Annotated in this window: 10 protein-coding genes and 1 pseudogene; 5 read left to right on the top strand and 6 right to left on the bottom strand. The window is 75.0% G+C overall.

Translation table 11 applies throughout. The features are described from left to right. Positions 1-29 precede the first annotated feature (29 nt). Positions 30-1,097 carry an alkene reductase gene (locus tag ACWGSR_RS11775; RefSeq protein WP_453565687.1) on the top strand — a complete coding sequence of 356 codons (1,068 nt, stop codon included), beginning with the start codon at positions 30-32 and terminating at the stop codon, positions 1,095-1,097. A gap of 104 nt (positions 1,098-1,201) precedes the next feature. Here the strand turns inward: ACWGSR_RS11775 and ACWGSR_RS11780 are convergent, their stop codons facing one another. Beyond that, positions 1,202-2,302, bottom strand: a complete 1,101-nt coding sequence (locus ACWGSR_RS11780) for a pyridoxal-phosphate-dependent aminotransferase family protein (RefSeq protein ID WP_453565800.1) — start codon at positions 2,300-2,302, stop codon at positions 1,202-1,204. Between the two features lie 134 nt (positions 2,303-2,436). Here ACWGSR_RS11780 and ACWGSR_RS11785 point away from each other — a divergent pair, with 134 nt between their 5' ends. After that, on the top strand, positions 2,437-3,522 hold the full coding sequence (locus ACWGSR_RS11785; protein ID WP_376239579.1) for an amidohydrolase family protein: 1,086 nt from the start codon (positions 2,437-2,439) through the stop codon (positions 3,520-3,522). Positions 3,523-3,539: 17 nt separating this feature from the next. Here ACWGSR_RS11785 and ACWGSR_RS11790 read toward each other — a convergent pair. Beyond that, positions 3,540-3,988: pseudogene (locus ACWGSR_RS11790) on the bottom strand (penicillin acylase family protein); the annotation flags it as partial. 60 nt (positions 3,989-4,048) lie between these two features. Between ACWGSR_RS11790 and ACWGSR_RS11795 the strand changes: the two are divergent. Beyond that, entirely contained in the window at positions 4,049-4,768 is a 720-nt protein-coding gene (locus ACWGSR_RS11795; protein ID WP_453565690.1) for a siderophore-interacting protein, read from the top strand. A gap of 319 nt (positions 4,769-5,087) precedes the next feature. Further along, entirely contained in the window at positions 5,088-6,080 is a 993-nt protein-coding gene (locus tag ACWGSR_RS11800; RefSeq protein ID WP_453565693.1) for an SCO1860 family LAETG-anchored protein, read from the top strand. 137 nt (positions 6,081-6,217) lie between these two features. On the opposite strand, the gene cobC is transcribed toward ACWGSR_RS11800, so the two are convergent. Then, positions 6,218-7,915: an Rv2231c family pyridoxal phosphate-dependent protein CobC gene (gene cobC, locus ACWGSR_RS11805; protein WP_453565803.1), complete on the bottom strand. Its 1,698-nt coding sequence runs from the start codon at positions 7,913-7,915 to the stop codon at positions 6,218-6,220. Between the two features lie 42 nt (positions 7,916-7,957). Between cobC and ACWGSR_RS11810 the strand changes: the two genes are divergently transcribed. Continuing rightward, positions 7,958-8,686: a ZIP family metal transporter gene (locus ACWGSR_RS11810; protein ID WP_376244509.1), complete on the top strand. Its 729-nt coding sequence runs from the start codon at positions 7,958-7,960 to the stop codon at positions 8,684-8,686. 2 nt (positions 8,687-8,688) lie between these two features. Here ACWGSR_RS11810 and ACWGSR_RS11815 read toward each other — a convergent pair whose 3' ends face one another. From ACWGSR_RS11815 to ACWGSR_RS11825, 3 genes are read right to left on the bottom strand one after another with little or no spacing between them, the layout of a single operon-like run. Beyond that, the gene (locus ACWGSR_RS11815; RefSeq protein WP_453565695.1) at positions 8,689-10,191 is read right to left on the bottom strand and encodes a cobyrinate a,c-diamide synthase; all 1,503 of its coding nucleotides are present in this window, start codon (positions 10,189-10,191) and stop codon (positions 8,689-8,691) included. Further along, positions 10,185-10,793, bottom strand: coding sequence for a cob(I)yrinic acid a,c-diamide adenosyltransferase (cobO, locus tag ACWGSR_RS11820; RefSeq protein WP_376244515.1), 609 nt, complete (start codon positions 10,791-10,793; stop codon positions 10,185-10,187). Before cobO ends, ACWGSR_RS11815 begins: the two co-directional genes overlap by 7 nt. Continuing rightward, complete coding sequence (locus tag ACWGSR_RS11825; RefSeq protein ID WP_453565699.1) at positions 10,793-12,892, bottom strand: putative cobaltochelatase; 2,100 nt, start codon at positions 12,890-12,892, stop codon at positions 10,793-10,795. The genes cobO and ACWGSR_RS11825 overlap by 1 nt, the downstream gene beginning before the upstream one ends. Positions 12,893-12,935: the final 43 nt, after the last annotated feature.

The following is a 12,935-nucleotide window of genomic DNA, read 5'->3' on the forward strand; positions in this document are numbered from 1 at the left end:
GACCACATACCTTGCGCGAAGGGATCGCCATGACCACCGCCTTCGATCCGATCGACCTCGCCGGCACCCGGCTCGCCAACCGCATCGCCATGGCCCCCATGACCCGCAGCCGGGCCGAGGGCCTGAGCCGCACCCCCACCCCGCTCGTCGCGGAGTACTACGCCCAGCGCGCCTCCACCGGCCTCATCATCACCGAAGGCATCCAGCCCACCGCCATCGGCCAGGGCTACCCCGACACCCCCGGCCTGTACACCGCCGAGCAGATCGCCGCCTGGCGCGAGGTCACCGACGCCGTCCACGAGAAGGGCGGCCGGATCTTCGCCCAGCTCATGCACGCCGGCCGGATCAGCCACCCCGAGGTCCTCGACGGCGACCTCCACCCCGTCGGCCCCTCCGCCGTCGCCCCGGCCGGAAAGCTCTACGCCGGCAGCGGCCTCATCGAGTTCGTCGCTCCGCGCGAGCTGACCGCCGACGAGGTGCGGGAGACGATCGCGGGCTTCGCCGCCGCCGCCCGCAACGCCGTCGAGGCCGGTTTCGACGGCGTCGAGATCCACGGCGCCAACGGCTACCTGGTCCAGCAGTTCCTCGCCACCGGCTCCAACCACCGCACCGACGAGTGGGGCGGCCCGGTCGAGAACCGCGTCCGCTTCGCCGTCGAGGTCGTCCGGGCCGTCGCCGCCGAGATCGGCCCCGAGCGCACCGGCCTGCGGATCTCCCCGGCCAACACCTACAACGACATAGCCGAGACCGACACCGACGCGATCTACCCGGCCCTCGTCGCCGCGATCGACCCGATCGGCATCGCCTACCTGCACGTCACGGAGCCCGCGCCCGAGGTCCGCGAGCTGACCCTCGCCCTGCGCAAGGCGTTCTCCGGCACCTTCGTCCTCAACCCGGCCACCGAGGGCCCGACCGGCCCCGACGCCCTCGCCCTGATCGAGGACGGCACCGCCGACCTCGTCGCCTACGGCGCCCTCTTCATCGCCAACCCCGACCTGCCCGCCCGCCTGAAGGCCGGCGGCCCCTACAACACCCCGGACCCCGCCACCTTCTTCGGCGGCGACCACCGCGGCTACACGGACTACCCGGCGCTGTAACCGTCCGGGCGTACGGCGAAGGGGGCGGGATCCCGGCACCGGGACCCCGCCCCCTCCCGCCGTACGACAGGCCGTACGACAGGCCGTACGACAGGCCGTACGACCTACTTCCAGGCCTCCGTCACCGCCCGGCGCGCGCCCTCCAGGTCCACCGCGCGGCCCGTCTCGCCGAGCGCCGCGCCGAGCGCGGCGAGCGAGGACTGCACGGCGCCCGGAGTCGCGTCCACCCCGTAGTGGTTGACCCGGATCATCTCCCCGGACAGCGCCCCGCCGCCCGCGATCAGCGGCAGCGACGGATCGGCCGCGAGCGCCTTCGCCACCAGCTCGGCGGCGTTCACGCCCTCCGGCGCGCGCAGCGTCGTCGCCACCGGGGCCGCGTCCCTCGCCTCGTACACGTACGGCTCCAGACCGCCGCCGAGCGCGAGCGCGCCCGCGCGGGTCGCGGCCGCCGCCGAGGCGTGCCGTGCCATCAGCGCGTCCAGGCCCTCCGCCTCGATCCGCTCCACACAGGCCTCCAGGGCCAGCATCTCCAGCTGCGCCGGCGCGTGGAGCAGCGCCTTCCGGCCCCCGTCGATCCAGCGCTCCTTCCAGTCCAGGAGCGAGAGGTACGAGCGGCGCGGCGCGGCCGGGTTGGCGGCGAACCGCTCCCAGGCCCGCGCGCTCACCGACACCGCGGACACGCCCGCGGGGCCGCCCATCGCCTTCTGCGCGCCGATGATGCACATGTCCACGCCCCAGGCGTCCGGCAGCACCGGCTCCGCGCCGATCGACGCCACCGCGTCCAGGTAGAACAGCGCGCCGTGGGCCCGCACGACCTCGCCGATCTCCGCGACCGGGTTGGTGTTGCCCGTCGCCGCCTCCGCGTGCACCAGGGACACGAAGTCGATCTCCGGGTGCTCGGCGAGCGCCCGTTCCACCTGCTCCGCCGTCACCGCCGCGTGGAAGGGCACCTCCAGGTCGACCACGGTCGCGCCGCAGTCCCGCAGCCAGTTCCCGAAGGTCTGCCCGTACGGGCCGGTGACGACGTTCAGCGCGGTCGAACCGGCCCGCGCCCCGCTCCGGATGCACCCTTCGAGCGGCAGCAGCGCCTCGCCCTGGGTGATCACCACGTCCTGCTCCGTGGAGAGCAGCGCGGCCACCCGCCGCTCGATCGACGCGAAGTGCGCGGCGGTCAGCGGGGTTAGGTCCAGGAGCGGGTGCGTCACGGTCACGGTGGTGCCTTCTTCGGTTCGGTCCGGCCGGGTTCCGGCGGTACGGAGGGAGCTCCGGATCAGGGTACCCAGCGGCCCCGGCCGCCCCGGGCCGACGGCGGCCGGGCCCGTCCTCGTACAGTGCGGTCATGAGCGATCACGCGGTGCTGCACGTGAAGGGGCGGGTGCTCGTCGGCCCCGAGGACGTCCGGGACGAACTGTGGTGCGTCGGCGGGCGGATCACCTTCGACCGGCCCGCCGCCGAGGCGGTGACCGTCGAGGGCTGGGTCCTGCCCGGACTCGTCGACGCCCACTGCCACGTCGGCCTCGACCGGCACGGGCCCGTCGACGCGGAGACCGCCGAGAAGCAGGCCCTCACCGACCGGGACGCCGGGACCCTGCTGATCCGGGACGCCGGCTCGCCCTCCGACACGCGCTGGATCGACGACCGCGAGGACCTGCCGAAGATCATCCGCGCGGGGCGGCACATCGCCCGCACCCGCCGCTACATCCGCAACTACGCCCACGAGATCGAGCCCGCCGACCTCGTCGCGTACGTCGGCCGGGAGGCCCGTCGCGGCGACGGCTGGGTCAAGCTCGTCGGCGACTGGATCGACCGCGAGGTCGGCGACCTCACCGCCTGCTGGCCGCGCGCCGAGGTGGAGGCGGCCATCGCGGAGGCCCACCGGCTCGGCGCCCGGGTCACCGCCCACTGCTTCGCCGAGGACTCGCTCCGCGACCTCGTCGAGGCCGGGATCGACTGCGTCGAGCACGCCACCGGGCTCACCGAGGACACCATCCCGCTCTTCGCCGAGCGGGGCGTCGCCATCGTCCCGACCCTGGTCAACATCGCGACCTTCCCGCACCTCGCGGACGGCGGCCAGGAGAAGTTCCCCCGCTGGTCGGCCCACATGCGACGGCTGCACGAGCGGCGGTACGACACGGTCCGCGCCGCCTACGACGCGGGCGTCCCGGTCTTCGTCGGCACCGACGCGGGCGGCTCCCTCGCCCACGGCCTGGTCGCGGAGGAGGTCGAGGAGCTGACCCGGGCCGGCATCCCGCCGGTCGAGGCCCTCTCGGCCACCGCCTGGGGAGCCAGGGCCTGGCTGGGCCGCCCCGCCCTGGAGGAGGGCGCCCCCGCCGACCTCGTCGTCTACGGCGAGGACCCGCGCGCGGACGTCCGCGTCCTGGCGGCGCCGCGGCGGATCGTCGTCGAGGGGCGGATCGTGGGCTGACCGGGCGGCGGCCCGGGGACGCCCGGCGCCTCGACGAACCGGTGCGGGTCGCCGGCCACCAGGGCCGTCCCGCTCGCGGTCCGCCCGCCCGCGACCACCCAGCCGTCGGAGCCCGCGGTGCCGGGCCCGTCCGTCGCGAACGGCTCCGTCCACTCCTCGCCGAGCCGCCGCGCGACCTCCTCGCACCACAGCTCGGTGGGGAAGCCCGCGAAGAGGAGGGGGGCGAGAGCCGGACCCGTCGGGCGAAGACGTCCCGGCCGAGTTCGGCGGCGCCGAGGAACGCGGCCGTGGTGCCCTGCGCCCGGTGCCGCTCCACCTCCGGCTGCCAGGCGCGGTCACGGGCGGTGACCCGCCCCTGGGCGAAGGCGAGTTCGTCCGGGTCCCCGGTCCGCAGAGGCGGGACGCCCCGGGCGTCCCGGCGGACCGCGATGCTCACGGGGAAAGTCTCCCGTCCCTGCCTTTCCATGAAAACTTAGGTTAGGCTGACCTAAATTAATCTGCAGTAATCAAAGGGGAGGGGATCACGGTGGGTCACGGCTGGCAGGGCGCCGTCCTCAAGCTGATGCGCGGCAAGGACTTCACGTTCACCGTGACGGGTGCCGAGCAGGTCACCGAGGACTACCGGCGGGTGCGCTTCACGGACGGCGGCCTCCTCGCCGCCGCCGGGATCCACCCGACGATGTGGGTCCGCCTCTGGTTCGACGACGGCGGCAAGCCGCACCAGCGCGCCTACACCCTCGTCGACCCGGACGCGGAGGCCGGCACCTTCGGCCTGGAGTTCGCCCTCCACGAGGGCGTCGCGAGCCGCTGGGCCCGGGACTGCGCCCCGGGCGACACCGTGGAGGCCACCCTCCAGGGCACCGGCTTCGAGGCCCCCGACCCGCTGCCCGGACGGCTCCTCGTGGTCGGCGACACGGCCTCCCTGCCCGCGATCAACTCGCTGCTCGACGCCTTCCCGGAGCTCCCGGCCACCGTCTGGTTCGAGACCCGGCACGCCTCCGACGACGACCTGCCGTTCCGCGTCGACCCCGAGCGGCACGACCTGCGCCGGGTGCCGCGCGAGAAGGGCGGCGCCGAACTCGTCGCCCGCGTGAAGGCCGAGCTGCCCGCGCTCGCCGACCCCTCCTCGTACGTCTGGATCGCCTGCGACACCTCCACCACCCGCACCCTCGGCGGGTACGCGCGCAAGGAGCTCGCGCTGCCCAAGGAGCGCGTCCACGCCCTCGGGTACTGGCGCGACAGCTGAGCGCACCGGGTTGACGATCCGTTACCCGGAGGCGGAGCCGGTCGTTCACATCCCTGCTCGTCCCCCGCTCGCCGTTCCCGCCCGCGCCCGCGGTCGTCCTCGCGTACGAAACACGCGGGACGAGCGGGAACGGTTGTAGCGAAAAGAATCGAAAATGAACACGGAAACCCCCCTTTGGGGTGAACTGGCGTCAGGTGACCGCCGGTTCACTCTCCGTGCGTAAAGATTCCGGTGTCCCAAGTCGCCGGGTCCGCGCCGAGCCACCGTCCCCGTGGTGAGCGGCCGGCGACGCCATGTCTCCTGTGGGGGTTCCACCACCTTGAACAGCAACACCTTCCGCATGCCCGTACGCCGTTCCGCGGCCGCCGCGGCCGTCGCCGCCCTGGCCGTCGGCCCCGTGCTCCTCGCGGCCCCCGCGGCGCACGCCACGGGCGGCGAAGGACGCGCCACCGCCGCCGTCCTGCGGACCGGCCTCGACGTCTCCCTCCTGGGCAAGACGGTGAACGTGCCGGTCCGGGCCTCCCTCAACGAGGTCAAGGCGCCGGAGAGCGAGAACGAGACCGCGCTCTCCGTGAAGGTGCGGGGGGCCGAGAACGGCGAGCCGGTCGACATCCTCAAGGCCGACGTCGCCACCTCCGAGGCCACCGTCGACGAGGAGAGGGCCGAGGGGTACGTGAACCTCGTCAAGGCGCGCGTGCACGTCCCCGGCCTCCCGCTGCTCTCCCTCGTCGAGGTCGAGAAGGTCACCTCCAAGGCGCTGTGCGAGGTCGGCGAGCGGCCGGTCGCCGAGTCCAACGTCCTCGGCCACGTGACCGTCCTCGGCAAGAAGACCACCCTCTCCGCGGGCGGCCGGACCCGGGTCAGCGTGCCGAAGGTCGGCGAGGTCACCCTGGACCTCTCCCGCACCACCACGACCTCCCGCACCGCCGCGGCGACCGCCCTCGAACTCAAGGTGAAGGTCAACCCGCTGGACCTGGGCGTCGCCGAGGTCGACGGCACGGTGACCCTCGCCGAGGCGACCTGCGAGACGCCCAAGGGCACGAAGCCCACGGAGAAGCCGACCGCGAAGCCCACGGAGAAGCCGACCGGGAAGCCGACGGAGCGGCCCTCCGAGCAGCCCCGGCCCTCCGCCGAGCCGAGCGACGACGGCGGCATCAGCACCAACAACGGCGGCAGCACCCCCACCCAGAACCTCGCCGAGACCGGCGGCAGCTCCACCACCCCGTACATCGCGGCCGGGGCGCTCGCCCTCGTCGTGGCGGGCGGCGGCGCGCTCGCGCTGATCCGTTCGCGCGCCCGCTCGCGCGGCTGACGGCCCGAGGGGGAGCGCCGGGGGCGCGGGGGGAAGCAGGACGGCGGGGCCCGGGGAGGGCGGCGGTGACGACATCGCCCTCCTCGGGCCCCGGCCCGTTCTCGGGAACGGGCGGCGGAGGCCCCCTCGGCCGCCGCTCAGCCGCCCATCAACAGCGCCTGGTCGAGCGCCTGGAGGAAGCGGTTCGTCGTCGCCCGGTCCCGGACCGCGAGCCGCAGCCAGTTCCGGTCGAGCCCCGGGAACGTGTCGCCCCGGCGGGCCGCGAAGCCCAGCGACCGCAGCCGCTCCCGCACCGCGTCCGCCCCGTCGATCCGGACGAGCACGAAGGGGCCCTCGGCCCCCGCCACCGTCCGCACCTCGTCGAACTCCGCGAGACCGGCCAGCAGATGGGCCCGCTCCATCCCGATCCGGTGCGCCGCGTGCTCGGCCTCCGCGAGCGCCGCCCGCGACATGCAGGCCTCCGCCGCCACCAGGGCGGGCGTCGACACCGGCCACAGCGGCTGCGCCCGTTCGAGCTCCGCGATCGTGCCGGGCGCGGCGAGCACGTACCCGATCCGCAGCCCCGCCAGGCCCCAGGTCTTGGTGAGGCTCCGCAGCACCACGAGCCCCGGCACGTCCGTCCGCCCGGCCAGCGACTCCCGCTCGCCCGGCACCGCGTCCATGAAGGCCTCGTCCACCACCAGGGTCCGCCCGGGCCGGGCGAGCGCGGCGATCGAGGCGGCCGGGTGCAGCACGGAGGTCGGATTGGTGGGGTTCCCGATCACCACCAGGTCCGCGTCCTCCGGAACCGCCGCCGGATCCAGCCGGAAGCCGTCCTCCTCGCGCAGCAGCACCCGGTCCACCTCGTGCCCGGCGTCGCGCAGCGCCGCCTCCGGCTCGGTGAACTGCGGGTGCACCACCACCGGCCGCCGCGCCGGCAGCGCCCGCGCGAGCAGCACGAAGGCCTCCGCCGCGCCGGCCGTGAGCAGCACCCGGTTCGCGGGCAGATCGTGCCGCTCGGCGACCGCGGCCCGCGCGACCCGGCCGTCGGGGTAGGCGGCGAGACCGGTCAGGGAGTCGGCGATGCGTCTGCGCAGCCAGTCCGGAGGCGTGTCCGTCCGGACGTTGACCGCGAGATCGATGAGTTTCTCGTCCCTGACCTCGGCGTCACCGTGGTGGCGAAGGTCGTGGGCGTCGGTATGCGTGTGCATGTCCATGGCCGCCGTCGTGTGGGGGGTGGGGATGGTGGGGGGTGAGCCAGGCTCGCCAGCGATGTACCCGTGTGACGGGGGCAACAACCGTACGGCCGGGGCGTCTTCGTGCGACCGAACCGGGACGGAAGCGGCGAGAGCGCACGTTACGCGCCGGGTTCTGCGCTTCGGCACGAGCAGCACGGCCCGCGCCCGCGCCACGGGCGCCGCCGCCCCGCCCGTGCCGACGGCCACCGTCACGGTCACGGTCACGTCCGCCGCCGTACCGGCCCTCGCCCCCGTACCCCCTTCCGCTCCTGTACCGGCCTTCGCCCCCGTGCCTCCGTCCGCTCCCGTACCGGCCTTCGCCCCCGTGCCCCCGCCCGCCGCCAGCAAGGCCCCCGCCTCCGCCACCGAGGCCGTGCCCGTCGCGGCCAGGGGCAGGGCCGACGGGTGCGGTACGGACACGGCCGCCAACTCCTCGGCGGCGAACCCCCGTACCGGCACGCCGAGGAGCGCCGCGGCCCCCGCGATCCCCGGCTCCGCCGCCCGCGCGTCGAGCGTGGCGAGGGACCGGACGGCCGCACGCGGCAGCCCCGCCTCCCGCAGGACCGCGTCCACGAGGGCCAGCACCTCGTCCACCGGGACGCCCGACCGGGCGCCCACACCGAGGTGCGCGGACGCCTCCCCATCCGATAGCAAAGCCCCATGGCTGTGGTCGTCGCGCTCGGCGCGTTCCTCATGACGCTCTTCGGAGGATGGGTCGCCGGGCGCGTCACCGACCGGCGTCACCTCGTCCTCGGACTCGCCGGCGGGCTCATGCTCGGCGTCGTCGGACTCGACCTCCTGCCCGAGGCCCTGGAGGCCGCCGGGCACGAGGTCTTCGGCGTCCCGGAGGCCCTGCTGCTCTTCGTCGGCGGCTTCCTCTTCGCCCACGCCGTCGAGCGCCTGCTCGCCGTGCGCCGGGCCGCGCACGGCGTCGCGGCCGACGAGAGGGTCCCCCAGGTCGGCATGACGGCCGCCGCCGCGATGGTCGGCCACAGCCTCATGGACGGCATCGCGCTCGGCGCCGCCTTCCAGGTCGGCGGCGGCATGGGCGCCACCGTCGCCCTCGCCGTCATCACCCACGACTTCGCCGACGGCTTCAACACGTACACGATCACGAGCCTCTACGGGAACGCGCGCCGCAAGGCCCTCGCGATGCTCGTCGCGGACGCCGTCGCCCCGGTCCTCGGCGCCGCCTCCACTCTGCTGTTCACCCTTCCGGAGGAACTTCTCGGCGGCTATCTCGGCTTCTTCGGGGGCGCCCTGCTCTACCTCGCCGCCGCCGAGATCCTGCCCGAGGCCCACCACGACCACCCCGCCCGCTCCACCCTGCTGTGCACGGCGGCGGGCGTCGGCTTCATCTGGCTCGTGGTGGGGGCCTCCGGCGGCTGATCTCACGAAACCGGACCGCCCGAAACGGCACCGCCCGAAACGGCACCGTCCGAAACGGCACCGCCCGAAACCGGGCCTTCCGCGACAGAACCTCCCACGACGGAACCGCCCACCACCGAACCGTCCGTCACCGAATCGCCCACCACCGAACCGCCCGCCCTCCAGCCCGCGGCGGCCGCCGCGAACCGCGCCGCCGCCTCGGGCGCGCCCGCCCAGTGCGTGTGCACGTAACTGGCGTGCACCCCTCCCCGCACGAAGCCCTCCAGGCGCCGCTCCGGCTGCCGCAGCCCCCACGCGGCCCGCTCCCCGGCGCCCGGCTCGATCACGGTGCGGTGGAACTCGTGCCCCCGCATCCGCGCCCCGGCCGGCGCGAGGACGCTGTCGCTGACGGCCACCGCGTCCCGGTACCCCAGCGTCAGCCGCTCCGACATGCGCGCGTCGGCGTCGAGCACCCCGCACATGGGCGTGCCGTCGAGCGACCGCGCCAGGTAGAGCAGCCCGGCGCACTCGGCCGCGACCGGCGCGCCCGAGGCGGCGAGGTCCGCCACGGCCTTCCGCAGCGGCTCGTTGGCGGACAGCTCGCCCCCGTACATCTCGGGGAAGCCGCCGCCGATCACGAGCCCGGAGGTCCCCTCGGGCAGGGCCTCGTCCCGCAGCGGGTCGAAGGCGACGACCTCGGCCCCGGCGGCGGTCAGGAGTTCGGTGTGCTCGGCGTACGAGAAGGTGAACGCGGCCCCGCCGGCCACCGCGATCCGGGGCCGGCCCGCGACCGCGCGCCCCACGACCGCCGGCGACCAGGCCTCCGCGGACAGCTCCGGAGCCGACCGCGCGAGCGCGAGCAGCGCCTCCATGTCGCACCCGGCCAGGACCTGTTCGGCCTGCGCCGCCACCGCCTCCACGGCGGCGGCCTGCCGCTCGGCCACCGGCACGAGCCCCAGGTGCCGCGACGGCGTCGCCACGGCGGGCGCCCGCCGCAGCACGCCGAGGACCGGCACCCCGGACTCCCCGAGCGCCTCCCGCAGCAGGTGCTCGTGCCGGTCGGTCGCGACCTTGTTGAGGATCACGCCCCCGATCCGCACCTCCGGGTCCCAGGACGCGAACCCGTGCACGAGCGCCGCCACCGAACGCGACTGCGACGACGCGTCCACGACCAGGACCACGGGCGCCTTCAGGAGCTTCGCCACCTGCGCGGTGGACGCCAGCTCGCCCTGGTCGGCGGCGCCGTCGTACAGGCCCATGACCCCCTCGACCACGGCCAGGTCGCAGCCGCGCGACCCGTGCAGGAAGAGCGGCGCCACCAGGCCCGTGCCGCACATGTACGCGTCGAGGTTGCGCCCCGGGCGGCCCGTCGCGAGCGCGTGGTAGCCGGGGTCGATGTAGTCCGGGCCGACCTTGTGCGGGGAGACGGCCAGGCCACGGCCCGCGAACGCGGCCATCAGGCCGGTCGCGACCGTGGTCTTGCCCGCGCCCGAGGAGGGCGCGGCGATGACGAGACGTGCTACCACTCGATGCCCCGCTGGCCCTTCTGACCGGCGTCCATCGGGTGCTTGACCTTGGACATGTCGGTGACGAGGTCCGCGAAGTCCACCAGTTCCTGGGGCGCGTTGCGGCCGGTGATGACGACGTGCTGCTGCCCGGGCCGGTCGCGCAGCACCTCGACGACCTCGTTCACGTCGATCCAGCCCCAGTGGAGGAGGTAGGCGAACTCGTCGAGGACGTAGAACTTGTACCTCTCCTCCGCGAGGTCCCGCTTGACCTGCTCCCAGCCCTCGCGCGCCTTGTCCTCGTGCGACTGCTCGCCCTCGGCGACCTCGCGCTGGATCCAGGACCAGCCCTCGCCCATCTTGTTCCAGGTGACCGTGCCGCCCTTGCCGGTCTCGCCGAGCGCCTTGAGGGCGTTCTCCTCGCCGACCTTCCACTTGGCGGACTTCACGAACTGGAACACCCCGATCGGCCAGCCCTGGTTCCAGGCGCGCAGCGCCATGCCGAAGGCGGCGGTCGACTTCCCCTTGCCGACGCCCGTGTGCACCATCACCAGCGCGCGGTTGCGTCGCTGACGGGTGGTCAGACCGTCGTCGGGAACGACGGTCGGCTGTCCCTGCGGCATTAAGCGGCCCTCCTGGCTGTCCGTGCTGCGTGTCCGGTCTGTCCTGCCTGTACGTCCCTGACGAGCCCGGCGATCGAGTCGGCGCGCAGCTCGTCCAGCGTCACGGCCGTGCCGCCGAGTTCGCGCGCGAGCTGCCCCGCGAGCCCCAGCCGCACCGGCCCGGTCTCGCAGTCCACGACGACCGACGCCGTGCCCTCGGCGGCGTGCAGCCGCGCCGCGCGGGCGGCGAGCGCCACCGGGTCGCCGCCCGCCCGCCCCCCGGTCGCCCGCCCGTCCGTCACGACGACGAGCAGGGGACGGCGCGAGGGGTCCCGCAGCCGCTCGACCCGCAGCACGTCGTGGGCCTTGAGCAGCCCGGCCGACAGGGGCGTGCGCCCGCCCGTCGGAAGCTGTTCGAGCCGTGCGGCGGCCGCGTCCACGGACGAGGTCGGCGGCAGCGCCACCTCGGCGTCCCGGCCCCGGAAGGTGACCAGACCGACCTTGTCGCGCCGCTGGTAGGCGTCGAGGAGCAGCGAGAGCACCGCGCCCTTGACCGCGCTCATCCGCTGCCGGGCGGCCATCGAGCCCGAGGCGTCGACCGCGAAGAGCACGAGGTTGCCCTCGCGGCCCTCCCGGGTCGCCTGCCGCAGGTCGTCGCGCCGGACCACGAGCCCGGGCCCGGTCCGCCCGCGCGCCTTCTGGTGCGGAGCGGCCGCCTGCACGGTCGCCGCCAGGTGCAGCTTGGTCAGCGCGCCCCGGGGCCGGGTGGAGCCGGTCGTACGGCCGTGCTCGGTGCGGGCCCGGGAGCGGCGCCCGGCCGCGCCCTCGCCGAGACCGGGCACGCTGAGCACCTTCGTACGGAAGGGCTCGGCGGCCTTGACGGCGGCCCGCTCGCCGGAACCGGCCCCGGCCTTCTGAGGAGCGGGAGCCGGCTCGGGCTCGGGTGCGGGCGCCTCCTCCGGCGCCGGTACGTCCTCGGGCGCGGGCCCGTCGCCCTGCGGCGGGATCCCGCCGCCGTCCGGACCGCCCCCGCCGTCTCCCGGCCCTCCGTCTCCCGGGCCGTCCGGCTCCGGATCGGGGTCCTCGTCCGGGCCGGACTCCGGCTCCTCGCCCTTGAACCGCTCCAGGGTCTCGTCGAGCTTGTCCTCGTCGAGCCCCGGCGCGTCGAAGGGCGAGCGCCGGCGGCGGTGGGGGAGGGCCAGGAGCGCGGCCTGCCGCACGTCCTCGGAGGTCACCTCGGTCCGTCCGGCCCAGGCGGCGAGCGCGGTGGCCGTGCGGGCCATGACGATGTCGGCGCGCATGCCGTCCACCTCGAACGCGGCGCAGGTCGCGGCGATCTGGAGCAGCACGGCGTCCCCGAGCGTCACCCGCGGCAGCAGCTCCCGCGCGGCGACGATCCGCTCGCGCAGCGCGCTCTCCTCGCCGGTCCAGCGCGCGGCGAACGCGGCCGGGTCGTCCTCGAAGGCGAGCCGCCGCCGCACGACCTCCACCCGCTGCTCGGGCTCGCGGGAGGCGGCGACCTCCACGGTGAGCCCGAACCGGTCGAGGAGCTGCGGCCGCAGCTCGCCCTCCTCGGGGTTCATGGTCCCGACGAGGAGGAACCGCGCGGCGTGCCGCACGGAGACGCCCTCGCGCTCGACGTTCGAGAAGCCCATGGCGGCGGCGTCGAGCAGCAGGTCGATCAGGTGGTCGTGGAGGAGGTTGACCTCGTCGACGTAGAGGATGCCCCGGTGCGCGTCGGCGAGCAGCCCCGGCTCGAAGGCCTTCACGCCCTCCGCGAGCGCCTTCTCGATGTCGAGCGAGCCGACGAGCCGGTCCTCGGAGGCGCCGACGGGGAGTTCGACCATCCGCGCGGGCCGCTCGGCCCCCGGACCCGCCTCGTGCGGCCCGTCCGGACAGCCCGGGTCGGGCGAGGCCGGGTCGCAACTGAACCGGCAGCCGGCGACCACCGGCACGGCCGGCAGCAGCTCGGCGAGCGCCCGTACGGCGGTGGACTTGGCGGTTCCCTTCTCACCCCGGACGAGCACGCCGCCCACGGCCGGGCTGACGGCGTTCAGGAGCAGCGCGAGCCGCAGGTCGTCCATGCCGACGACGGCGGTGAACGGATACCGGGTGCTCATCGGGTGGTCTCTCCTTCGAATCGCTGGTGTTCGGACGACGGCG

Source organism: Streptomyces sp. NPDC055632 (assembly GCF_053618675.1).

Bases quoted from the DNA above. Each gene is read 5' to 3' on its own strand.
- ACWGSR_RS11775 (WP_453565687.1), top strand. From the start codon at position 30: ATGACCACCGCCTTCGATCCGATCGACCTCGCCGGCACCCGGCTCGCC.
- ACWGSR_RS11785 (WP_376239579.1), top strand. From the start codon at position 2,437: ATGAGCGATCACGCGGTGCTGCACGTGAAGGGGCGGGTGCTCGTCGGC.
- ACWGSR_RS11810 (WP_376244509.1), top strand. From the start codon at position 7,958: ATGGCTGTGGTCGTCGCGCTCGGCGCGTTCCTCATGACGCTCTTCGGA.
- cobO (WP_376244515.1), bottom strand. From the start codon at position 10,793: ATGCCGCAGGGACAGCCGACCGTCGTTCCCGACGACGGTCTGACCACC.
- ACWGSR_RS11825 (WP_453565699.1), bottom strand. From the start codon at position 12,892: ATGAGCACCCGGTATCCGTTCACCGCCGTCGTCGGCATGGACGACCTG.